A 21,840-nucleotide genomic window follows, 5' to 3' on the forward strand; every position below is an offset into this window, starting at 1 on the left:
GGCATCATGGGCGCCATGACCGACACGACCCCATGGCGCTGGACGTGGTGGTGTGCTTCACGGCGGACGAGCATGCGGCCGTCGCCGAGCACGCCGACGCCCTGGAGATCCCACTTGACGCCTATGTCCGGCAGTCCACCGCACGGCGGGCGAAAGACTGGCAGCTCAAGCAGCAGCTTCTGGCGCAAGCTGCCCAGCAGCGGGATCGAAGCGGTGAGCCGTTCGTGATCCCCGGCACCCTCATCGATGAGGAGAAGGAAGCACGGGCCCGGGAAGCTGCCCGCGAATGCGGCATCGAATACACCGATGAGGTCCGGGGCATCGCGCTCTGGGGAAAGATCCAGGCCCTCCACTCTGACCTCGCTACCCGGAACGAAACAGCGCGGCAGCAACAGGACCGACACTGAGCCGGAGCCAGCCGTATGACTTCCAAACAGGACACCTCACGGTGGAAAGCCTTCGTCTCAACCGACGGCACCGGCTGGACAACCATCAAGGCATCACCGGATTGGTGGCGTGCTCTGGCCGATGCCCCGAACTACCGAGAGATCCTCGAACAGGCTGCCGCAACGGGCGAGGCCGACCTGGATGCGTCACGCTGCCTCGCGATCGGGGCCACCACCAAGCGCCCCTGCCAGTTCCCGCGCGCGGAGTGTCCCCACCATGGCGAGGACAGCGACAGGCACCGCTGCGGGGTTGTCGGCAAGAACCAGCTCCCTTGCCGGTGGAACACCACGACCGGCGGCCCGTGTCCCAACCACACGAACCCCGTGTCCGGATCTCGACCACGTCCGTCCGCGGCCAAGAAGGCACCGCCGGGCCCTCGCGCCGCCAAACGTGTCCCGGACAAGAAGCCGATCGAGGTCGTCTGCCCTCACTGTGGTTCTGAACCTGGCTCGAAGTGCCGCTACCCCAACGGCAGCGAAACGGGCTTCCACCGGCTCCGCCGCAAAGCTGCTACCCACCCCGGCGGTGACGTAACACCACACCCGCGACGCCCGCATAGCGAGGGCACCGCCCTCGCGAAAGTTCTGAAATTCCCCACGGGCGCCACCACTCGCACGCAAGGCCTCCGGCCCGATTCACCTGCATAGCACTGTCGACCCGGTTGTTCAGAAACCGGCCTACCTTGACTGGGCCGCCATCGTCATCGAAACCGTGCGGCTGATGACCGATTGTCCGCCCGGTCATCAGCAGCACCTGACAGGGACTGGGGCGCACTCATTCATACAGAGCGCGCTCCAGAATCCGCCCGCCAGGCCCGCGTGTTGAGGGCGCCGCGATACGCACCGACCGCACGATTCCCACCAGTCGCTCGGTGGTGTCCCGCGGTGGCCTTTTGAGCCACGCCTCATGCAACGGCCTCGCCCGAGCAACCAGCGGCCGGGAGGCGAAGTCGGCCATCGCCCGTGCGGTGGCCCACGGATCGTCGCTGAACACAATCTGCGAGGCGATCCGCAAACCCGCTGTTCGCACCATCGGTTCGGCCTCTTCAAGCATCGGCCCACCGTGCGTGAGTGCAGATCTGCGGGAGAACTCGGCGAAGCGCTCTACAACAACGGGGTCAGCACCATCCAGATGTTCTGGAGCAGCCAGGAACAACGCAAATTCCGCCATCGCCGCAAGATCAGCAAAGACACCCCCGGCATAAACGGGCTCCTGCCGGGTGCTGCTGAGATGGCTGTCGAGCAACCGTTGCAGGTCAGCCAGCAGCCTGTCCTGCAGGTCAGGAGCTTGCATCTTCCGATACTCCATGCCACACCGCCAGGTGACGACGTCGGTCAGACAATGTTTCTCGGAACCGCGGCAACCGCCCTGCCCGAGTCTGACGCCAGCACGTATCGGTGTACGGCACGCCGGACATTCGGCCAGCAGGTAGCAACCGTGCCGCAAGCACGCGAACGCCCATGGTGTGCACCACTCCAGGGGCCAACGGCCGTCCGTCTCATCTATGCAAGATGGGCAGAACTTCAGCTCTCGAGGGTCGATCCAACTTGCCTTCATCACACGGAAACGCTCCCGCGGGCCCGCATCGATCAGCTCAGACCTCACGGCGGTGCCGACGAAGCGCGACCAGGTCATGGCCTGAACCTCGTCAGCCGAGAGGCCCGTTGCCTGTTCGACCCGGACAGCATCCGCGTCGCCCAAGCCGTACACGGCCGAAGTCGGCCCAGAAGCCGCGATCCTCGATGGCCCATCGCCGGGGCGCAACAGTCCGCAGGCTTCTGCCATGTGCGTACGAGAGACTTCGTACCCCACCGCCAAGTGGTCCAGCCAGCTCAGCAAGGACTCCTGCCGTAGCGGCAACGGCACAACGGGCAAACGCCGAATCTGGTCGGCGACGTGAGAATCGACCACACCGCACCGTACATACCCATGGCCAGTAGGCGCTGTCCCTCAGCTCCCGAGCCATGATCACCCTAGGTGACGCCGCTGAAATCTTCCGTGCGCTACTGAAATCTCTACTGAAATCAATCTTGCGGTACTGAAATCTTTAGAGCCACCCGACAACATCCGCCCTCGTGCCCGGTGTTGAGCGCCGCCAGGAGCTCGGTCACCTCGGGCCCACGCACCTCACCGACCACCAGCCGGTCGGGCCGCATCCGCAGCGCCTGGCGCACCAGGTCCTGCAAGGTGACCTGCCCTGCGCCCTCTTGGTTCGCAGGCCGGGACTCCAGGCGCACCACATGCGGATGGTCGGGCTTCAACTCCGCCGAATCCTCGGCCAGGACGATCCGCTCGCGCTCCCCCACAAGCCCCAGCAGGGTCGAGAGCAGCGTCGTCTTCCCCGAGCCCGTGCCCCCGCTGATCAGATACGAGAGGCGGGCCTCGATCAGCGCCCGTAGCACCCGATCACCGCCTGGCGGCACCGTCCCCGCCGCGACCAGCTCCTCCAGCGAGAACGCCTTGAGCCGCACCACCCGGAGCGACAGGCACGTCGAGCCGACCGCCACCGGCGGCAGCACCGCATGCATCCGTGTCCCGTCCGGCAGTCGCGCGTCCACCCAGGGCCGCGCGTCGTCCAGCCGCCGCCCCGCCACCGCCGCGAGCCGCTGCGCCAGCCTGCGCACCGCCGCCGCGTCGGTGAAGCGGACCCCGGTGAGCTCAAGACCACCGCCCCGGTCCACCCACACCCGGTCCGGAGCGGACACCAGCACATCCGTCACCGACGGATCGGCCAGCAGCGGCTCCAGCACCCCCGTGCCCACCAGCTCGCAGCGCAACTCCTCGGCCGCGCCCAGCACTTCCGCGTCGCCGAGAAGCCGCCCCTGCGCCCGCAGCGCGGCGGCCACCCTGGCGGGCGTCGGCTCGGCCCCGCTCTCCGCCAGCCGCTGCCGCACGGCGTCCAGCAGCGCGGCGCTCACGAGACACCGCCCCCGGCGAGGGCACGGCCCCAGAACGCCGTACAGAACCGGGCCAGCGGCCCACGCGCGCTGCCGCCCGGCGGCGTCCCGCCCGTCTGCGCCTCCAGCAGCCCCGCCTCCACCGGCAGTTCACCGGCGAGCGGAAGCCCCAGCAGCCGCGCCACCGACTCCTCGTCGAGTCCCGAGGCATACGGGCCGCGCACCACCGCCCGGAGGTCCCGCAGCACCATGCCCACGGTCGACGCCACCCGGCTCGCCGCCGCCACTGCCCGCAGCTCCGCCGGCACCACCAGCAGCCCGAGGTCCAGCTGCGCCAGCGCCTCGGCGACGGCCTCGTCGACCCGGCGCGGCAGATCCACGACCACCACCCCGCCACGCCGACGAGCCGCGGCCAGCACCGCCCGCATCGCCTCCGGAGGGATCACCACCCGGTCGCCCCGGTCCATTCTTGTTGCAACAGAGACCGTGTCCCACGCAGGTCGTGTCGCTTTACCCGGGGACTGAGCCTCCGGCCTGTGCGGCGTCGCGACGAGCCATCGTGTCCCTTTCCCAGCGACCGCTTGTGGCGGAGATCACGCCTCAGGAGAGCCTGACGCGCGGTGAGACTGAGCTCGGCGTACCCGAGAGGATTCTACGGGTGGGGTGCGTCGGGCCGAGCGGTTGCAGCACTGCCAACTGGCGCGGCCTGCTGTACGTGACGGGTACGGCAGGTGTCGCAGGCCGTGGTGATCCAGGTCTGGTGCTGATCGCCGCGGAATCGGGGGCGGCCCGGCTGCCCGCAGAGTTCACAGGTGTGCTCGGAGGCGATCTCGGCCTCGTCGACGAGGGCGGCAGCGGCGTCCGTGAAGTCGCCGTCAAATTCACCATCGTCATCGAAGCGGTCCCCGACATGGATGCGCAGGCCGCCGAACTTCGTACCGAAGGCGTCGAGCTGGTAGTCAGCAGCCAGCGCCAGGAGGTCGCGGTGGAGCTGATTGAGCAAGGGGGCCCAGCCGGTTCCGACGGTGGAGATCCACGCGGGGATCTGCCGTTCGGTGGGGCTGGTCGGATCCGTGGTCATGGCGCCATCGTCGCGCGGGGCACTGACAATCCGGCCCCGGATGCGATCGGCCAGCTTTCCGGGGTGGTGGTCTGGGAAGATTACGGCGGCGGCCGGCCCCACTACGCTTGGGGCCGGCCGCTACGTGCTCTCCGTACCCGGCCGGTGCGGCCGGGTACGGTTCTATGCCAGGTGGTCGAAGGTCCCGGCCTTCGCCCCGGCGATCATCGCCGCGATTTCGCTGCGGTCGAAGATCAGCGGCGTCTGGTCGGGCCGCTTGGAGTCCCGCATGGCGACCAGAGCGCCGATCACGCCGAATTCCACGCAGTTGTCGTTGCCCCCGCTGAACGGGCTCTTCTCCCAGGTGACGCCGGAGAAGTCCAGCTCGGCGGGGTTGGGCTTGGTGTTGCTCACTTACAGCTCCTTGATCATGCGCTTGATATGGCTGCGGGTCTCGGGTGGGCCGAGGGCAGCGGCCCGCAGGTGGTCGAAGACCTCGGTGTAGCGCCCCACATCGTCGGATCCCTCGAAGTACACCGAGTTGGTCAGATTCTCCACCCACACCACGTCCGGGTTGGGCTCGGGGAAACCCATCAGCATGAACGAGCCGTACAGCCCGGGATGGAATCCGGCGTCGAACGGCAGCAGTTGCAGGGTGATGTTCGTGCGGGGTTCGAGGTCCAGCAGGTGTTCCAGCTGGCTCTTGAGGAGGGCCGGAACCCCGCTGACGCGGCGGAGGGCGGCCTCGTCGATGACCGCCCACAGTTTCGGGGCGTCGTCGCGGGCCAGCAGGGCCTGGCGGTTCATCCGGACCGTCACCAGGGCCTCGACCTGCTTGGCGTCCAGGTCCACGCGCATCGCGGTGATGACCTGGCGGGCGTAGTCGGCGGTCTGGAGCAGTCCCGGGATCAGCAGCGGCTCGTAGGAGCGCAGGGCCGTGGCGCTGGCCTCCAGCTCCAGGTAGCCGCCGTACTGGGTGGTGTTGATGACCGCGGAGTACTTGCGCCACCACTTCTGCTTCTGGGCCTGATCTGCGCGGACCAGGTCCAGGATGTCCTCGCGGACGGCAGGGTCGCTCACGCCGTAGCAGTCGAGCATCGCCTTCACCAGGACCGGGGAGGTGCCCCGGTCGCCGCTCTCGATGCGGCTGAGCGAGCCTTGGTTGATCTCGACGACCTTCGCCACCTCGGCCATCGTCTTGCCCGAGGCGTCGCGCAACTCTTTGAGCTGGGCAGCCAGTTGCCGCCGGTAGACGGACTTGGGGGCGGGATTCTTCTTCCAGGCCATGGCGACAGTGTGACCCCCTGCCACCGTCACCGACAACCAATCCGAGGAATCTCAACGAGGCATGTTGCCTAACCGAGATGCCTCGGGGCATGCTGACGGGGCGGTAGCGAAGTGTGACGGACACGTTGCACTTCGTGGCATATGCCGCTGCCGTGCGCCGACTGCCGGGGGTTTCTTCCCGAGGGCCGACGTGCCGACCCGCTTCTGCGGGCCCACCGGACGATTCCGGGCCTCGGCCCGCTCATGTCACTGGGGAGCACACGCCATGCACGATGCACGGGTCCTGCCCGGACCGTCCGACCCACCGCCCCGGCATGCGCCGGAGCAGGCCGAATGCGGGTTCTACCTGGCGATGCGGCCCGACGGATTCGACCTGCACATGAGCGCCAGCCCCGAGCACCTGCGCGAGATGCGCGCACGGGTGTTCAAAGAGGTGTGCGGGGCCGGAGTGGACGAGACGGTCGCGGACGCGGCCCGGCTGGTGGCCAGCGAGCTCGTCGGCAACGCGGTACGGCTGTGCGGACCGTGGGCGCCGGTGGTGGTCCAGGTGACCAGCTCACCGGACGAGGTCCAGGTTCAGGTCCACGACCCCGAGCCGGCGGCGGTGCCCCAGCGGCGGCCCCGGCCGCCGGGCAACGACCAGTCGGAGTCCGGCCGGGGCCTGTGGATCCTGGACGTCCTGGCGCCCGGCTGGACGGTCCAGCCCACTCCGGTCGGCAAGCAGATCCGCTGCCGTCTGCCCTACCAAGGGAGGAACTGTGCCTGAACCGGCCGCCGTACAGCTGCCGTTCCGGGTCGGCTTCGACATGGACAGCCGCGAGATCATCGTCTGGATGACCTTCGGTGCCGGTCCGAAGAAGACCACCCGCCGCAAAATCATCGGTTCCCTGGAAGCCCTCGCCGTCACGGTCGCCGAACACCGCCACGAAGCCTTCCTCCAGCGCGGGCTTGCCGACCAGATCGCCCAGGCAGCCGTGACCTACCTCGGTGCCGACCCGGGACGACTGGAGGCCGCCGTGCGGTCGCTGTCCGACCCGACCAGCACCGTCCCCGTCAGCCAGATCCTGCGCGGCACACCACCGCCGCAGACTCCGGGCTGACTGCGACCTGGCCTGCCCGGCCCGGGTGCCCCCGCGGCCGAGCCGGGCAGGCCAGCACCAAGCCTCCGCACACGGTGCACCACGCCCGCGTGCGGGGATGGCCAGGAACCGCCGCCGGGGCGTAGGTACGTCACTACGCTCCGTGCGGCGGCGCCAGGTCATCAGTACCGCAATGAGCAACATCCCTACACACAGGAGGACTTGCCATGAACACCAGCACCCAGGAGACGCGCCCCGCGAGCGACTCGGTCGACCTCGACCTGAGCGTGCGGATCGTCACCGCCGGACCCGTGGCAGCGGCGCTGCTGAGCAGCACCGACGACGGCTGCGACACCCAGAAGAACGGCGACTGCTGACCTGATCGCCGGGGGTGCCTGGGGCGGGAGCTCACGCCCCAGGCACCCCCTCAGCAGTGCGTCGCATCGCAAGGGACCGGCCTGTTGGGAGGCGCGAGGGTGAAGGCGGAGAAGCGTATGCCGTACTACCGGCCAACCGGGACGGCGATGCTGCGGGCAAGCGTGCACGCGGCCGACCCAGGCCCAGCGCCATGGCCCGAAGCCGACCGGGACGCCGACGGCGAGCGGTGGAGAGGGTGGCTCGCTCAGACATGGACGGACCAAGCGGTGGCCGAGGCCGTCGCGATCGCCAGCCCCGTACTCGCCGGGCAGATCGACGCCACGCTCGCCGGACGGCCGACCGACCCGGGACAAGTACGGCGCATGGCGCTGGCACTGGCCCGGTATCTGGTGCGGATGCGCGGCCGTGCCACCCCCTTCGGGGCCTTCGCCGGGGTGACTGGCGCACGCTTCGGCCCGCACTTCTCGGCGCGATGGACCGAGGACCATCAGGCCCGCACCCAGGCCGACGCGGCCTGGCTCACCCAGGTGATCGCACGTCTCGAAGCATGCCCCGAGCTGCGGCGACGGTTGCCGGTCGTGATGAACGACCTGGCCCTGGTACGCGGTGACCGCCTGGTCGTGACCTGGGCACCGCATGCCGGCGTCAGCGGGTCACGGGCCGAGGTATCGGTGCGGCTGATCCCCGTCGTCCGCACGGTCATGAGTCTGGCGCAATCCCCTCTGCGGGGCAGCGACTTGATCGACAAGGTCGCGGCCGAACACCCCGGAGCCCCCTGTGACGGGCTGGAAACGCTGGTAGGTGAACTGACGGCCCGGGGCGTCCTGATCAGCAGCCTGCGGCCCCCCTCGACCGCGACCGACGCTCTCGCTCACCTCCTGGACCAGCTCCACGAGGCAGACACGACAGATCTGCCGGAGACGCACACGCTGGTCAGCGAATTACAGACGATCCATGAACAGTTACAGGAAGCCGCCCGAACGGCGCCCTGGACCGACGGGCAGGGCAGGCGCAAGGCCGTCGCACGGATGCGCTGGCTGTCCAGCGCTGTCGAACAGCCCTTGACGGTGGATCTGCGGCTCGGCTGCACTCTGGTGCTGCCGCAGGCGGTGGCGGGTGAAGCCGCCGCCGCAGCCGAGGCGCTCGTCCGGCTGAGCCCGGCCCCCACGGGCAACGTGTCGTGGCACGAGTACCACCGCCAGTTCCTGGGCCAGTACGGACCCGGCGCACTGGTCCCGGTCGAACAGCTCGTCGACCCCACCAGCGGACTCGGCTTCCCCCGACACTTCACCCAGCCGCACCCCGGCTCCCGGGAGTTGTCGCCCAGGGACGAGGTCCTGCTCGCCTTGGCCCAGCAGGCCGCGCTGGACGGTGTCGTCGAGGTCGCTCTCGACGAGAAGCGCCTGACAGAGCTGGCCGGAGACGCAGGTCAGCGACCCTTATCACCCGTGGACCTTTGGGTCGATGTCCGCGCCGCCACGACGGCCGCGCTCGACGCCGGCGACTTCACCCTGGCCGTCTGCGGGTTCGGCCGGCTGGCCGCGAACACCGGCAGGTTCCTCGACCTGCTGGACGAGCCCGACCGGAAGCTGGTCACGGACCTGTACGCGGAGCTGCCCGCCGCCGTGCACGGGGCGCTCGCGGCCCAGTTGTCGTTCCCGCCCCAGCAGGTGCGCCAAGAGAACGTCCAGCGTGTCCCGCCCGTACTGCCGGATGTGATCACCCTGGCCGAGCATCGCGAGCCGGACGCCCACCGGATCCAGGTGGGGGACCTCGCGATCACCGCCGACCAGAAGCGGCTGTACGTGGTGTCGCGGTCGAGGCACCGAGTGGTGGAGCCCCTGCTTCCCCATACCGGGGCCCGGCACACGATGCCGCCCCTGGCCAGGCTGCTGTTCGAGATTCCCCGCTCCGCACATCCCCAGGTGACGTCCTTCGACTGGGGCGCCGCCGCCCGCCTGCCCTTCCTGCCCCGCCTGCGCTACGGCCGCAGCATCCTCGCGCCCGCCCAGTGGCGCCTCCGCCCGGCCGACCTGCCCGGGCCGGCGGCGTCGTCACGCGACTGGAAAGCGGCCCTGGAGAGGGTCCGCGCGTATCGGCGTCTGCCTGCCAGCATCGCGGTGGGCTCCGGTGACCGGCAACTGCGGCTCAACCTGGACGATCCCATGGACCGGGACCTGCTGCGTACGCACCTGGACTCGGCCGACGGCCCGCTCACCGTGGCGCAGGCGCCCACCACCGCCGACCGCGGCTGGTTCGGCGGCCGGGCCCACGAGATCGTCATCCCGCTCGCCGCGACCGCCCCGCCAGCCAAGGCCCCCGCTTTCCTGAGAGGCCCGGCACCTCTGTCACTGGCCGCCAGTCAGCCGAGGAAGGGGGTGGTGTACGCCAAGCTGTACGGCCACCCGGACGTCTTCGACACGCTGCTGACCGAGCGTGTGCCGCTGCTGCTGGCCCGCTGGACCACACCGCCGCAGTGGTGGTTCGTCCGCTACCGCCACCCCGCCCCGCACCTGCGACTGCGCGTGCACGACGGGGATACGGCACGGGCCGCCGGCCGGGTGGCGGCCTGGTCGGAGGGCCTGCGAGAGTGCGGCCTCCTCGGCGAGATCAGCTTCGACACCTACTACCCGGAGATCGGGAGGTACGGGACCGGGGTGGCCATGACTGCGGCCGAGGCGCTGTTCGCTGCCGACTCCGCGGCCGTCCTCACTCAGCTCACGGCCCTGACCGCCTCCGGCGGACCGCACCCGCAGGCCCTGACCGCCGCGAGCCTCGTCGATCTGGTCGTCGCGATGACGGGGAGCGAGGCAGCGGGGATGCGCTGGCTCACCGACCACCCGGAACTCGCAACCAACGCGCCCGTGCGGGACCGCGAGATGCGCCGCCAGACCCTGCGGCTTGCCGACGGACAAGTTCTGCGCGACCTCCCCGGCGGCGAGGAGATCGCCGCCGCGTGGGCGGCGCGATCTGGGGCCGCCGCCCGGTATGCCGCCAGCCTCACTCCCGAGACCATCCGTGTGGCTCCGGGCTCGGTCCTCACCTCGCTGCTGCACATGCACCACATCCGTGCGCTCGGCATCAATGCGGAGGCCGAAGGGATGACGCACAAGCTCGCCCGGTCCGTCGCCCTGGCCCAGGCCGTGCGCCGGAGTGCTGAGGAAGGGGGCGACGAATGACCGGGCTGGACACCGGGCAGCGGGCCGCCGCTGCGGCCATGGCCAACGACCTCTCCACCACCCTGATCGCACCTCGGCCGTTTGAGCACGACGACGACTTCAGCCCGAACAGTCCCCGCTGGCGCGACCAGTCGCTGTCCAAGGGGGCGGCGGGTGTCGCCGTCCTGCACGGCCTGCGCGCTCAAGCCGGCCTGGCCGACGCGACGCCGGTGCACGCGTGGCTGGCCCGTGCCACCCGCGACGACCTCACCGCCGGGCCCGGCGCCGGGCTGTGGTTCGGCGCCCCCGCCCTCGCCTTCGCCCTCCACAACGCCGCCCCCGGCACCTACCCGGGCGCCATGGCGGGCCTCGACGACGGAGTCACCAGGCTCGTTCACACCCGGCTCACGGCCGCCCACGCCCGTATTGACGCTGGACAGCGCCCCTCGCAGTACGAGTTCGACCTCACCCGCGGACTCACCGGCCTCGGCGCCTACCTCCTCCAACGCGACCCCGGCGGCGACCTCGTCCGCCGGGTCCTGGACTACCTGGTACGGCTGACCAAACCAGTGGAGGCCGACGACGAGGCTGGGGCGGGGGCGCCGGGCTGGTGGACCAGCGACAGCTCCGCCCACAACCGTGACCCGGCCTTCGCCGCCGGAGAAGCCAACTTCGGCATGGCCCACGGCGTCTCGGGCCCCCTGTCTCTCCTGGCCCTGGCACTGCGGCAGGAAGTGGCGGTCGACGGTCAGGAGGCCGCTATCGACCGGATCTGCCAGTGGCTGGAGGACTGGAAACAGCAGGCCCCGGCGGGACCGTGGTGGCCCGAGCGGATCACCGTGAACGAACTCCACACCGGCCGATCCCGCCAGGACGGCCCGCTGCGACCGTCCTGGTGCTACGGCATCCCCGGCCTGGCCCGTGCCCAGCAGCTGGCCGCGCTCGCCCTCAGAGACCGGGTTCGACAGAAGGCGGCCGAGGACGCCCTCGCCCGCTGCCTGTCCGATCCCTTCCAGCTCGCGCGCATCAGCGACCCGGCCCTGTGCCACGGTCTCGCCGGACTGCTCGCGACCACCTGGCACGTCGCCGCCGACGCGGCCACCCCCGCCCTTACCGACCACCTGCCGCACCTGCTCGACAGGCTCCTCGCCCACACCCGCGACACCCCGTCCGGGGCCCTGCCTGGCCTCATCGAGGGAAGCGCCGGCATCGCCCTGACCCTGCACACCCTGGCGACCGGCACGAGCGGCGGCTGGCCCGCCTGTCTTCTCCTCAATTGAGCTTCACAACAAGTCGATTGGATGGCAACGATGAGTGAGCTGGACATCCGCTGGTGGCAGGTGAACCTGTGGTGCGGCTCCTGGCAGGCCGCCGAAGAGATGGCCGTCCACCACCTGGGGCCGCTGCTGAGCGAGGCCGAAGAAGCGGGGGACATCGCCGCCTGGTGGTTCATCCGAAAGCGTGAATGCTGGCGGTTGCGCGTCCTGCCCGCAAAAGACCGCGCCGCGACCGTCTTCCTCGGACGGCTAACGAACACTCTCACCGAACGCGCCGCGATCCGTCACGCCGAGGGCGTCATCTACGAGGCTGAGACCCGTCGCTTCGGCGGACCGGAGGCGATGCAGGCCGCCCATGACCTGTTCCACGTGGACAGCCGCCACATCCTCGCCCACCTCGCCGACGAGGGCGACGATCACCGGCGCGAGCTCGGCGTGCGCCTCGCCACCCGCATGATGCTCGCCGCCGGCCAGGACCTCTACGAGCAGGGTGACGTCTGGGCCCAGGTCACCGAGCACCGAGGCGACGGCACAAGCGAGCCGTCCCCGGCCACCCTCGCCGCGGTGCAGATGCTCATCACCGCCCAGGGCGACACCGACGACAGCCCTCTCACCCTGACGCCGGGCTGGCCGGCCGCCTTCGAGGACACCGGACGCACTCTCGCCGACCTGGCCCGCCACGGGCAGCTCGCCCGGGGGCTGCGGGCCGTCCTCACCGATCATCTGCTGTTCGCCTTCAACCGACTCGGCATCTCCGCGGCCCACCAGAGTGTCCTGGCGACCGCCGCCAGCCGCGTGATCTTCCACCGGGAACCGATACCCGGCCAGGCCCCGCGAAGCAGCCGAAATGACCCCGCTCACCCCACTACAGTCAGGCCAGTGACCATGCACTCCACCGACGCCCCGGCCCTCGATCCGCACGAACTGCGCGAGGCCCTCATCGCCAAGATCGACAGCCTTGGCACCTTCCACACCTCCCAGGTCCGGGATGCCTTCAGAGCCGTGCCCCGGCACGTCTTCCTGCCCGGCGTGGACCTGGCGACGGCGTACGCGCCCAAGCCCGTGGTGACCAAGCGGGCCGAGGACGGCACCGCTGTCTCCTCCGCCTCCAGCCCCAACATCGTGGCCAAGATGCTTGAGCAGCTCGACGTGCACCCGGGCCACCGCGTTCTGGAGATCGGCGCGGCCACCGGCATCAACGCCGCCCTCCTCGCGGAACTGGTCGGCCCGACGGGCTCCGTGGTCACCATCGAACTCGACAAAGACCTCGCGGACGGCGCCCGCACCGGCCTGGCCACCGCCGGATACGACCAGGTCGAGGTGGTTTGCGGCGACGGCGCCCTCGGCGACCCCAACGGCGCGACCTTCGACAGGATCATCGTCACCGCGGGGGCCTGGGACATCTCCGCCGCCTGGTGGCAGCAGCTCGCCGTCGGCGGCCGCATCGTCGTCCCCCTGCGGCTGCACGGCAGCGGACTGACCCGCTCACTCGCCTTCGACCACACCGACGACGCACTGATGCTCAGCACCAACGCCGCCGTGTGCGGTTTCGTGCCCATGCGCGGTGCCTCGGAGATGGGTGAACGCCACGTCCGTCTCGCCGACGACGTCATCCTCAAACTCGACGCCGACGACCTTCCCGACGAGCCAGCCCTCGCCCAAGCCCTCAGCCACCCCGCCCACGAGCAGTGGACCGGCATCGAGGTCCGTCACGACGAACCCGCCGCCCACCTCGACCTCTGGCTCGCCACGATGAACAGCGGCCTCAGCTTCGGCCGACTGTCCATCGGCACCTCCGCCCGTACTCTCAATCTGGCCGATCCCGCCATCCGGTGGGCCGGAGCAGGTCTGTACGACGGCGGCACCCTCGTCTACCTCACCGCCCGCCCGGCAGGTGAGGACGCCAACGAACTCGGCCTCATCGCGCACGGCCCAGGCAGCAGCAAACTCCTCGGCCAGGCAGGTGACCTCCTGCGCCGCTGGAGCCAGGGGAGGCCCGCCCAGCCCATCGTCACCGCCTACCCCGCCACCACACCCGACGACCGTCTCGCCCCGGGTGTCCGCGTCAACCGGCCCGAGACCCGCCTGACCATCGGCTGGTGACGGTGCGGCCCTGAGACGCCGTGCAGGCGAAGAGATCGCACGGAAAAGGTGGCCTTCTTCTGGCCCAAGGGACAGGGCAGTGAGACGAACTCCTGCCTGATTGGTTCGCCCGTAGTAGTGCTGATCCCGGTCTCGATCTATGCAGCGGCGTTCTCCGCCCTGATCGTGGAGATGACTCAGCTGGTCGAGGTCGGGGGCATCGCTCCCCGTTCTTGCTGCTCGGGGGTGGGGTATGTCGTACGTGCTCGGCGAGGTCTCGATGAGTCTTCGCTATGTGGACGGGAAGATCGACGAAGACCGGCCCTGGCCGACTACCGGCGCCGATGTCTTCGAGCCTTCGGTGCCGTGGCGTACGTTCCGCTGGCGGCATGGACGGAAGCACTACTCGGGCACGTACTGGTCCTCCACGATGCGCGACCATGTCGGCTAAGAGTCGCGGCTTGAGCTGACGCGCCTGCTCTACGCCGACTCGACCAGGACGTGACGGCGGTCTTCGCCCTCGCCTGTGAAGGGTCCTGCGTCCGGGGGCGCCTTCGTCTACACCGCGCCGGCGACGCGCACTACGGGACAGGTACCGCCCACGGCGACGACATCTACGAGCACGGCGGCTTCGCGGCCACTTCTTCCCCCGCAACCTGCTCCGTGCCCTGGCCGACGGCTGGACCGTGGATGAGGTCCACGCCTTCGAGGAGGGCGAGCTGCCGCACCGGTCTTTGGCGCGTCACTCAGACCCTGCCCCGGTAACCGCCACCCGCGTCATGCGTCTGTCGGTGTGGTCGAGGTGTCTTCGATGATGTGGCAGATGACGCCGGGCTCGCCGCGTCCGGCGGCCTGGCCGGCGCGGTCGCGGGCGTCCTGGAGGGTTGCGCGCAGGGCGGTCAGGTCGGCGATGCGCTGGTCGATCTCGGTGAGGTGTTCGTCGAGGAGGCCGGTGACCAGGGCGCAGGGCTGTTCCCCCTGGCGTTGCAGGTCGAGGATTCGCTTGATCTCTTTCAGGCTCAAGCCCAGGGCCTGTGCCTGCCGGATGAAGTGGAGTTCCGGGAGCGCCTGCTCGGTGTACGTGCGGTATCCGGCGGAAGTGCGCTCCGCCTCGGCGATCAGGCCGTTGGCTTCGTAGAGGCGTACGGCTTTGGGGCTCAGCCCGGTCTGCTTGGCGACGCGACCGACGGTCAGCATGGCGGTGATCTCCTCATACGGGGGAATGCCGCCATTGTGCGCTTGACCTTGCCCTAAGGGCAAGGTTTTAGCGTCCAGACATGACGACCCAGCGAGGAGACGGGGCCCCGCCGGCCTTGGAACTCACACCGATGAGCCCCCAGTGCGGTGATGTGGTGGCGCGTGCCGAGCACGCGTGCATCGGGATCAGCCCGTTCAACAGCTACTTCTCCACCGAGCGGATTCGCGAGCTGGCCGTGTGGGGGCTGGAGCGGTTCGCCCGGGTGGACTTCTTCGTCCCTGACGCGCCGAGTGCCTTCACCTTCGAGGCGCTGGGGTATTCGCCCGAGCGGGCGGCGTGGAAGGCACGTCGGCAGGGCCAGTACACCCGGAACAAGATCCGTACCGCCCTGACCGGCCTGGGTGTGGTGGAACCCGACGATCGCATCCTGGGCTGGGCCGAGCTGGACGGCAACGCTGCCTTCACGCGGCTGCACGACCGATGTCGCGAGCTGTACGACGGCGACAAGGGCTTTCGGGGGGCCTGCCAGGAGGCCGCCGACTGGGCGCTCTCCGGCAAGTTGCCTGACGGTTCGACGCCGAGCGAGCAGCAGGTCGAATGCGCAGTGCGCTACTTCCTGGCCGAGCTTCCCCTGTTCGTCGACACTCCGGCCATCGTCGGCGCCGGGGCGTCGGTCTTCTGCTATCACCAGCCGCCCGACGTACTGCGCCGCCTGTACGGGCGCGAGCTGGTCCTGCACCCCGCTCCCGGCCAGGGCTTCGCCGTCGTGGCACCCCTCGACACCGCCCGCTGGAACTGAACTCCGTGAACAGAGAGATGAGCCGCCCCATGACCACCACGGATATAGCCGGTGAGGTACCCGGCCTGAGCGAGCCGACGAACGCCGTCGACCTGTCGATCACGGGGATGACCTGTGCCTCGTGCGCGGCCCGGATCGAACGGAAGCTGAACAAGCTGCCGGGCGTGACGGCGTCGGTGAACTTCGCGACCGCCAGTGCACGCGTCTCCCACGCGGATGACGTGACTGCGCAGGAACTGATCAACGCGGTCAAGGCAACCGGCTATGGCGCCTCACTCCCCGCCCCGCCCGCCCTCTCCACCTCCGCTGAGGAGGGCGGGGTGGCCGATGAGGAGGAGCGCCATGTGCGGGCGCTGCGGGATCGGCTGCTGGCCTCGGCGGTTCTGACGGTGCCGGTGGTGGTGCTGTCGATGGTGCCGGCCACGCAGTTCCGGTTCTGGCAGTGGCTGGCCTTCGCGCTGGCCTCGCCGGTGGCGCTGTGGGGGGCATGGCCGTTCCACCGTGCGGCCGCACTGAACCTGCGGCACCGGGCGGTGACCATGGACACCCTGGTCTCCCTGGGCGTGTTGGCTGCCTGGGTGTGGAGCATGTACGCGCTCTTCCTCGGCGGTGCGGGCGAGCCCGGCATGCGGATGGAGGTCTCGCTGCTGCCCCGCTCGGGCGAGCACGCGGGTTCGGCCGAGCTGTATCTGGAGGTGGCCGCGGCGCTGACGGCGTTCATTCTGGCTGGCCGCTACTTCGAGGCCCGCGCACGGCGCAGGGCCGGGGACGCGATCCGGGCGCTGATGGACCTGGGCGCCAAGGACGTCACCGTCCTGAGAGAGGGACGGGAAGTACGGGTGCCGATCGATCAGTTGGCGGTTGGCGCGGAGTTCGTCGTACGGCCCGGGGAGAAGGTCGCCACCGACGGGGTGGTCGTCGAGGGTTCCTCGGCGGTGGACGAATCGCTGCTGACCGGGGAGTCTCTGCCGGTGGAGGTCGGCCCGGGTGACGCGGTCACCGGCGCGACCGTCAACGCCGGGGGCCGCCTCGTCGTACGCGCCTCGCGGGTTGGGGCGGACACCAAGCTGGCGCAGATCGCCCGCCTGGTGGAGGCGGCTCAGACCGGCAAGGCGGCCGTGCAGCGGCTCGCGGACCGGATATCGGCGGTCTTCGTCCCGATCGTGATCCTGCTGGCCGTCGGGACGCTGGCCACCTGGCTGCTGCTGGGCCATCCTGCGCCGGTGGCACTGACCGCGGCGGTCGCGGTGCTGATCATTGCCTGCCCGTGCGCGCTCGGACTCGCCACGCCGACCGCGCTGATGGTCGGCACCGGGCGGGGCGCCCAGCTCGGCCTGCTGATCCGCGGCCCCGAGGTCCTGGAGTTCACCCGCCGCATCGACACCATCGTGCTGGACAAGACCGGCACCGTCACCGAGGGCCGGATGCGCCTTGCCGAGATGGTGGCCTCCGAGGGCGAGACCCGGGAGGAGATCCTGCGTCTCGCTGGCGCGGTGGAGCACGCCAGTGAGCACCCGATCGCCAAGGCCATCGCGGACGCCGCCGACGAGGAGCAGGGTGGCCTCGCGTCCGTCACCGGCTTCGCCAACCACGCCGGGCGTGGTGTCACCGGCACCGTGGACGGCCGCCAGGTGATGGCCGGCCGGGCGAGCTGGCTCACCGATCAGTGGGGCCTGGAGATCCCGCCCACGCTGGTCCGGGCCCAGCAGCAGGCCGAGGAGTCCGGGCGTACGGTCGTCTTCGCCGCCTGGGAGGAGAAGGTACGAGCCGCCTTGGTGGTCGCCGACACCGTTAAGGCAACCAGCGCCGAAGCCGTCGCCCAGTTCAAGGCACTCGGCCTCACCCCGGTACTGCTCACCGGCGACAACGAGGCGGCTGCTTGCCACGTCGCCGCCGAGGTCGGCATCGACACCGTCATCGCCGAGGTCAACCCCGAGGACAAGGTCGCCGAGATCAAGCGGCTGCAAGGCCAGGGCAAGGTGGTCGCGATGGTCGGCGACGGCATCAACGACGCCGCCGCCCTCGCCCAGGCCGACCTTGGACTCGCCATGGGCACCGGCACCGACGCGGCCATCGCCGCCGCCGACCTCACCTTGGTCAAGGGCGACCTGCGCGGCGCCGCCGACGCGATCCGCCTCGCCCGCAAGACCCTGACCACCATCAAGGGCAACCTCTTCTGGGCCTTCGCCTACAACGTCGCAGCCCTGCCGTTGGCCGCGCTCGGCCTGCTCAACCCGCTGATCGCCGGGGCCGCGATGGCCAGCTCCTCGGTTTTCGTCGTCACCAACAGCCTGCGCCTGCGCCGCTTCCAGCCCGCCAACCGCACCTGAGTACCGCGTCGACAAGCCCGAAGCCCGGCCGGGAGCATCTCCCGGCCGGGCTTCGGCATGACCGCGTATGCGTCAGCCGGCGACGCGTGCCGTGTACTCCCCGGCCGCTTCCACCGCCGCGACGAGAGCCGCGATGTCCACCTCGGCGCCCTCCTCGAGTCGGACGACGCTGCGTCCGGCGCGCGCATCCGTAGCGGCCGAGTGGACTCCGTCGATCTCCTCCAGCTCGTCGTCGATGAGCAGACCGCAGCTGCCGCAGTGCATGCCCTCGATCAGGAGCACAACCTCAGCGCCGGTCTCGGCTTCGGTCTTGTTCTTACGGCCGAACAGCTTCATGTCAGGTCCCTCACGCCTTGAATTCGATCTCGCCGGTCTGCATGCCCATGGCGCAGGAGAAGCGCAAGGTGCCCGCCTTGCGGGTACCCAGGTCGATCTCGGTGTCACCGTCGCGCTTGACGATCTCCTGGACCCCGAGCTCCGGGATGGTGAAGGCACGGGCGCACCCGCCCGAATCCTTGCCGTGCAGCACCAGCTTGGTCGGCACGCCCGCCTTCGCGGTGAAGGCGGTGGGACTGTAGAAGTCCGTCACGGTCAGCGTGACGATCTGCTTCCCGGACGCGTCGACGTGTACGGGCGGCACACCGGCCTCCTTGCCGCCTTCCCCGGTCCCGCTGCCTTCGCCGCCCTCGACGATGAACGGCCCGTTCGCGGCCGTGTTCCTCGCCGGGGTGTTGAAGGAGACCCAGCCCCCGGCCTGGAGCGCGGAACCCATCGTCCACACAGCCACGGCCAGCACCACCACGCCGGTGGCCACGGCCAGCCGGCCGGACAGCGCCTGGCTGCTGCGCCGGAACAGATACCCGAGCAGGGCGAACAGGGGCGAGGTGCCGAGTACGAACCCGGCCATCACCGCGGCACCGGCCACCGCCGAGCCGGACGTGATCGCCAACAGCTCCATCGAGAGGGTGACCCCGCACGGCACCAGCACCGTGGCGAAGCCGATCAGCGCGGGCGCCACGGCGGAGTCGCTCTTCGAGCTGCGCCGCATCAGACGCCCGAAGGACGCCGGCGGCCGGGGCACCAGCCGCCCCACCGCCTTCACCCCGAAGAGATCCAGCGCGAACAGCACCATGATCAGGCCGGCGACCAGCAGCAGCACCGCCTGGGTACGGGGGCTCGGCTGCAAGGCGCTCCCGAACACACCCAGCAGGACGCCGAGCAGGGTGTGGGAGACCAGCTTCCCGGCCAGGAACGCCCCGACCGGCGCCAGTGGCGTGGCGGCCTCCGAAGCAGGGGGCGCGCTCCGGGAAGTCTTGCGGGCCGGCTTCGGGGCAGGGGCGGGGGTGCGGCGGCGGGTGACGGCCCCGGCCAGCAGGCCCCCCTGTACGGCGGCGCACGAGGCACCACCAGCGAGCAGTCCGGTGCTCGCACCGGTGATCAACAAAGCGACGGACGACGGCATGCGTCGTTACTCCAGTTCTGCGAAGACGGCACGCACACACGGAAATCCGGGCGTGCCGAGTGGACATGAGGAACACGGCGTCCCGCGAGGCGACTGCCTCACGAGCGGCGAACCATCACGTCCGTGACACGCACAACCGGTGCAGATCCGGAGGGTCAACTATCCGAGGCGGGGCATTGGGCTGCGCCATCAGGAGCGCGTGACCGCAGGCCATCGCGTGCGGTACGGGAGCGAGCACCGGACCAGCCGGACCGTCCTGAGCGAGGGTGGCCTTGGGTGCCACGCACTGCTCCGCGGCCATCGGGCAGCGCGGACCGTGGTCCTTCGTTCCGGCCACGGCCGGAGTCACGGCATGCCCGCTATGAGCGGCGACCGCGACCCGCGGGGTCATCTCCATCGGCCCCGGCATCGCCATCGCGGGACGCGCCAGCCCCGACAGACATGCAAAGAGCGCGCACACCAGCAGCACCCCGGACCAGGTCCGGAGCGGCAGCAGCAGGCGTCGCGACATGCGCGCCATGCTAGGCCATCGCTCGGCAGCCACCCCAGCCTGTCGAGCATTCCGTGCCGACCGCGGACGTGTGAAGCTATTCGCCCTCCGGCCAGTCGTAGCCACTGGGCACGTCGGCCTTCTGGCCTGCCGGCCCGTACACGAGCGCGATCTCGTCATGCGCCCGGAACTCGATCGCGGCCGGGTTGCCCGCGTACTCCTTGCCGTTGACGTACGCGTGGAAGTCGTTGCCGCCACCGGTCTTGAGCCCGCCGATGGAGTCCTGGGTGAGCGCGACGTTCCACTCGGTCATGAACTGACCGAGGGAGAAAGCGGCCTTGACCGGGGACTCGATGTGGATCACGCCGTCCGTGTCGTGCGTGTGCAGCGGGCTGATCTGCTGCGCCCGCTGGTCGATTCCGATGGCCCCGGGGACGGCGACCGGCTTGCCATCCACGAGCACGTCGAGGTGGGCGTGAATGTGCTCGACGTTGCCCTCCTCGCCGAGCATCGGCAGCCCGGCCGCCTTGACCCGTGCGCCAGGATCACCAGGCGCGGCCCAGGGCGGGGCGGTCGTACGACCCGAAGCGGCCTTCATGGGGCTGGTGGGGATACCGGGCTCGGCTCGGGAACTGGACGGCCCGCCCGAGGACCGGACAAGGACGGTGAGCCCGGCGACGACTGCGAGCACCAGGACGCTCACCGCGAGAACGATCAGCCGGCGGCGCCGACGCTGGGCGTGTTCCGCCTGCTCACGCAGTGCCGCGGCCCGGGCCCGGCGGTCCGCCGGTGCCTTCCTCTCAGGCTTGCTGGACATGCGCGGACCCCTCTCTTCAGAACACAAACGGAATACTCTGAAAGAAACGCCCTATTTCAGACTAACCGGGCCTTGACCTTGCCCCAGGGGGAAGGTTTTAGCGTTGCCGCATCAGCACAAAGCGGGAAGGAGGTCACCTCATGGCCTTCGTCCAAGGCGAGGTGTACCGGTGCCCAGACCCTGACTGCGGCTGCGAGATCACCGTGACCAAGGGCGCGGCACCCGGCCACGGCGGGGACCAAGCCCCCACATGCTGCTGCGGCCACCGGATGGAGAAGGCAGGCTGAGCCGACGCCGCGTCAGCCGCCCTCGCACGCGATGCGCAAGAACCCTGAAGGAGCGGCGATGAGCCAGCTGTTGTACGCACTCCCCCTGCTCGCCTGCCCCGTCGGCATGGGGCTGATGATGTGGTTCATGATGCGCTCCAAGCGCACCTCGGCCACCGACCAGCAGGCACAATCCGCCCCCACTGCCGAGCAGGAGCAGGAACTGATCCGCCTGCGCAAGGAGGTCGATGCGCTGCGCGGCGACCTCGCCACGAAGCCGAGCCACCACAAGGACCCGTCCGCATGACCACCCTATGGCTCCCCCTGACCGTCACCGCGCTGGCCGTGGCGCTCACCTACGTCTGCTGCATCCGCCCGATGCGGAAACAAGGCGGCTACTGCCCGGCCCCACCCCAGCGCACCTCGCACAGCGTCGATGAGGAGATCCGCCTCAAGCGCGAGGAGCTACGCCTCCTGCGCGAGCGGGCCGCGATGCAGGCAAGAAGACGGGAAAGGTAAGGCCCCACACGCAGGCGCTGCCAGCACGGCCGGCACAACAGGCCCGGCGGGCGGAGGTGACCTGACACACTACTTGTTCATCGCCGCCACCCAACTGGCAGCCGCAGCCCACCTGCTGCTGCGCCCCCTCGCCACCACCGTGGCTTACACCGCCGGACGCTCGGCCGACGAAAGCGCCGCGGACTGCACCGGCGATCGCGAGAGGGTCGTCAGCACGGTGGGCAAGGCCACTCCGGCCGCCCAACGAGCCCGCACCCGCTCTCGGACCCCGGCCGCTGCCCCTGGACCCTAATT

22 protein-coding genes and 2 pseudogenes are annotated in these 21,840 nt (G+C 70.0%); 13 read left to right on the top strand and 11 right to left on the bottom strand.

The window, feature by feature from the left end; translation table 11 throughout:
• The first annotated feature begins 32 nt into the window (after positions 1-32).
• Positions 33-407, top strand: coding sequence for a hypothetical protein (locus tag ABCR94_RS02000; protein WP_347117204.1), 375 nt, complete (start codon positions 33-35; stop codon positions 405-407).
• An 814-nt stretch (positions 408-1,221) separates the two neighbouring features.
• Here the strand turns inward: ABCR94_RS02000 and ABCR94_RS02005 are convergent.
• From ABCR94_RS02005 to ABCR94_RS02030, 6 genes and pseudogenes are all read right to left on the bottom strand, one after another.
• A complete protein-coding gene (locus ABCR94_RS02005) occupies positions 1,222-2,358 on the bottom strand; it encodes a TniQ family protein (protein WP_347117205.1) in 1,137 nt (378 codons plus the stop codon).
• A gap of 152 nt (positions 2,359-2,510) precedes the next feature.
• Positions 2,511-3,365, bottom strand: a pseudogene (locus ABCR94_RS02010) (TadA family conjugal transfer-associated ATPase); the annotation flags it as partial.
• Positions 3,362-3,808: pseudogene (locus ABCR94_RS02015) on the bottom strand (CpaE-like family protein); the annotation flags it as partial. The pseudogenes ABCR94_RS02015 and ABCR94_RS02010, both read right to left, overlap by 4 nt.
• 188 nt (positions 3,809-3,996) lie before the next feature.
• Positions 3,997-4,425 carry a hypothetical protein gene (locus ABCR94_RS02020; RefSeq protein WP_347117206.1) on the bottom strand — a complete coding sequence of 143 codons (429 nt, stop codon included), beginning with the start codon at positions 4,423-4,425 and terminating at the stop codon, positions 3,997-3,999.
• Between the two features lie 162 nt (positions 4,426-4,587).
• Positions 4,588-4,818: a DUF397 domain-containing protein gene (locus ABCR94_RS02025; protein ID WP_347117207.1), complete on the bottom strand. Its 231-nt coding sequence runs from the start codon at positions 4,816-4,818 to the stop codon at positions 4,588-4,590.
• Positions 4,819-5,691 carry a helix-turn-helix domain-containing protein gene (locus tag ABCR94_RS02030; protein ID WP_347117208.1) on the bottom strand — a complete coding sequence of 291 codons (873 nt, stop codon included), beginning with the start codon at positions 5,689-5,691 and terminating at the stop codon, positions 4,819-4,821.
• A 265-nt stretch (positions 5,692-5,956) separates the two neighbouring features.
• Here ABCR94_RS02030 and ABCR94_RS02035 point away from each other — a divergent pair, with 265 nt between their 5' ends.
• The 7 genes from ABCR94_RS02035 to ABCR94_RS02065 all read left to right on the top strand — a co-directional run bounded on the left by ABCR94_RS02035 (position 5,957) and on the right by ABCR94_RS02065 (position 14,116).
• Positions 5,957-6,457 carry an ATP-binding protein gene (locus ABCR94_RS02035; RefSeq protein WP_347117209.1) on the top strand — a complete coding sequence of 167 codons (501 nt, stop codon included), beginning with the start codon at positions 5,957-5,959 and terminating at the stop codon, positions 6,455-6,457.
• Positions 6,450-6,791, top strand: a complete 342-nt coding sequence (locus ABCR94_RS02040) for a hypothetical protein (protein WP_347117210.1) — start codon at positions 6,450-6,452, stop codon at positions 6,789-6,791. Before ABCR94_RS02035 ends, ABCR94_RS02040 begins: the two co-directional genes overlap by 8 nt.
• 206 nt (positions 6,792-6,997) lie before the next feature.
• On the top strand, positions 6,998-7,147 hold the full coding sequence (fxlA, locus tag ABCR94_RS02045; RefSeq protein WP_347117211.1) for an FxLD family lanthipeptide: 150 nt from the start codon (positions 6,998-7,000) through the stop codon (positions 7,145-7,147).
• Between the two features lie 99 nt (positions 7,148-7,246).
• Complete coding sequence (locus tag ABCR94_RS02050; RefSeq protein WP_347117212.1) at positions 7,247-10,327, top strand: lantibiotic dehydratase; 3,081 nt, start codon at positions 7,247-7,249, stop codon at positions 10,325-10,327.
• Positions 10,324-11,586: a lanthionine synthetase C family protein gene (locus ABCR94_RS02055; RefSeq protein WP_347117213.1), complete on the top strand. Its 1,263-nt coding sequence runs from the start codon at positions 10,324-10,326 to the stop codon at positions 11,584-11,586. The genes ABCR94_RS02050 and ABCR94_RS02055 overlap by 4 nt, the downstream gene beginning before the upstream one ends.
• Positions 11,587-11,616: 30 nt before the next feature.
• Positions 11,617-13,686 (top strand): methyltransferase, FxLD system, encoded by a 2,070-nt coding sequence (gene fxlM, locus ABCR94_RS02060; RefSeq protein ID WP_347117214.1) that lies wholly within the window; start codon positions 11,617-11,619, stop codon positions 13,684-13,686.
• 232 nt (positions 13,687-13,918) lie between these two features.
• Positions 13,919-14,116, top strand: coding sequence for a hypothetical protein (locus tag ABCR94_RS02065; RefSeq protein WP_283520429.1), 198 nt, complete (start codon positions 13,919-13,921; stop codon positions 14,114-14,116).
• Positions 14,117-14,442: 326 nt separating this feature from the next.
• On the opposite strand, the gene ABCR94_RS02070 is transcribed toward ABCR94_RS02065, so the two are convergent.
• A complete protein-coding gene (locus ABCR94_RS02070; RefSeq protein ID WP_283520430.1) occupies positions 14,443-14,862 on the bottom strand; it encodes a heavy metal-responsive transcriptional regulator in 420 nt (139 codons plus the stop codon).
• 80 nt (positions 14,863-14,942) lie between these two features.
• Between ABCR94_RS02070 and ABCR94_RS02075 the strand changes: the two genes are divergently transcribed.
• Together ABCR94_RS02075 and ABCR94_RS02080 are read left to right on the top strand one after the other, a co-directional pair.
• Complete coding sequence (locus tag ABCR94_RS02075) at positions 14,943-15,662, top strand: tRNA-dependent cyclodipeptide synthase (protein ID WP_347117215.1); 720 nt, start codon at positions 14,943-14,945, stop codon at positions 15,660-15,662.
• Positions 15,663-15,691: 29 nt separating this feature from the next.
• Positions 15,692-17,992 (top strand): heavy metal translocating P-type ATPase, encoded by a 2,301-nt coding sequence (locus ABCR94_RS02080; RefSeq protein ID WP_347117216.1) that lies wholly within the window; start codon positions 15,692-15,694, stop codon positions 17,990-17,992.
• Positions 17,993-18,064: 72 nt separating this feature from the next.
• On the opposite strand, the gene ABCR94_RS02085 is transcribed toward ABCR94_RS02080, so the two are convergent.
• The 4 genes from ABCR94_RS02085 to ABCR94_RS02100 form a co-directional block, all read right to left on the bottom strand.
• Entirely contained in the window at positions 18,065-18,328 is a 264-nt protein-coding gene (locus ABCR94_RS02085) for a heavy-metal-associated domain-containing protein (protein WP_347117217.1), read from the bottom strand.
• Positions 18,329-18,338: 10 nt separating this feature from the next.
• On the bottom strand, positions 18,339-19,454 hold the full coding sequence (locus ABCR94_RS02090) for an urease accessory protein UreH domain-containing protein (RefSeq protein ID WP_283520434.1): 1,116 nt from the start codon (positions 19,452-19,454) through the stop codon (positions 18,339-18,341).
• 115 nt (positions 19,455-19,569) lie between these two features.
• On the bottom strand, positions 19,570-19,965 hold the full coding sequence (locus ABCR94_RS02095) for a hypothetical protein (protein ID WP_347117218.1): 396 nt from the start codon (positions 19,963-19,965) through the stop codon (positions 19,570-19,572).
• A gap of 76 nt (positions 19,966-20,041) precedes the next feature.
• Positions 20,042-20,761: a hypothetical protein gene (locus ABCR94_RS02100; RefSeq protein ID WP_347117219.1), complete on the bottom strand. Its 720-nt coding sequence runs from the start codon at positions 20,759-20,761 to the stop codon at positions 20,042-20,044.
• Between the two features lie 345 nt (positions 20,762-21,106).
• Here ABCR94_RS02100 and ABCR94_RS02105 point away from each other — a divergent pair, with 345 nt between their 5' ends.
• The 3 genes from ABCR94_RS02105 to ABCR94_RS02115 all read left to right on the top strand — a co-directional run bounded on the left by ABCR94_RS02105 (position 21,107) and on the right by ABCR94_RS02115 (position 21,838).
• The gene (locus ABCR94_RS02105; protein WP_347117220.1) at positions 21,107-21,334 is read left to right on the top strand and encodes a hypothetical protein; all 228 of its coding nucleotides are present in this window, start codon (positions 21,107-21,109) and stop codon (positions 21,332-21,334) included.
• Positions 21,331-21,546 carry a hypothetical protein gene (locus ABCR94_RS02110; RefSeq protein WP_347117221.1) on the top strand — a complete coding sequence of 72 codons (216 nt, stop codon included), beginning with the start codon at positions 21,331-21,333 and terminating at the stop codon, positions 21,544-21,546. The genes ABCR94_RS02105 and ABCR94_RS02110 overlap by 4 nt, the downstream gene beginning before the upstream one ends.
• 73 nt (positions 21,547-21,619) lie before the next feature.
• The gene (locus tag ABCR94_RS02115) at positions 21,620-21,838 is read left to right on the top strand and encodes a hypothetical protein (protein WP_347117222.1); all 219 of its coding nucleotides are present in this window, start codon (positions 21,620-21,622) and stop codon (positions 21,836-21,838) included.
• Positions 21,839-21,840: the final 2 nt, after the last annotated feature.

The organism is Streptomyces changchenzhani, assembly GCF_039766235.1.
Taxonomy (GTDB): Bacteria; Actinomycetota; Actinomycetes; order Streptomycetales; family Streptomycetaceae; genus Streptomyces.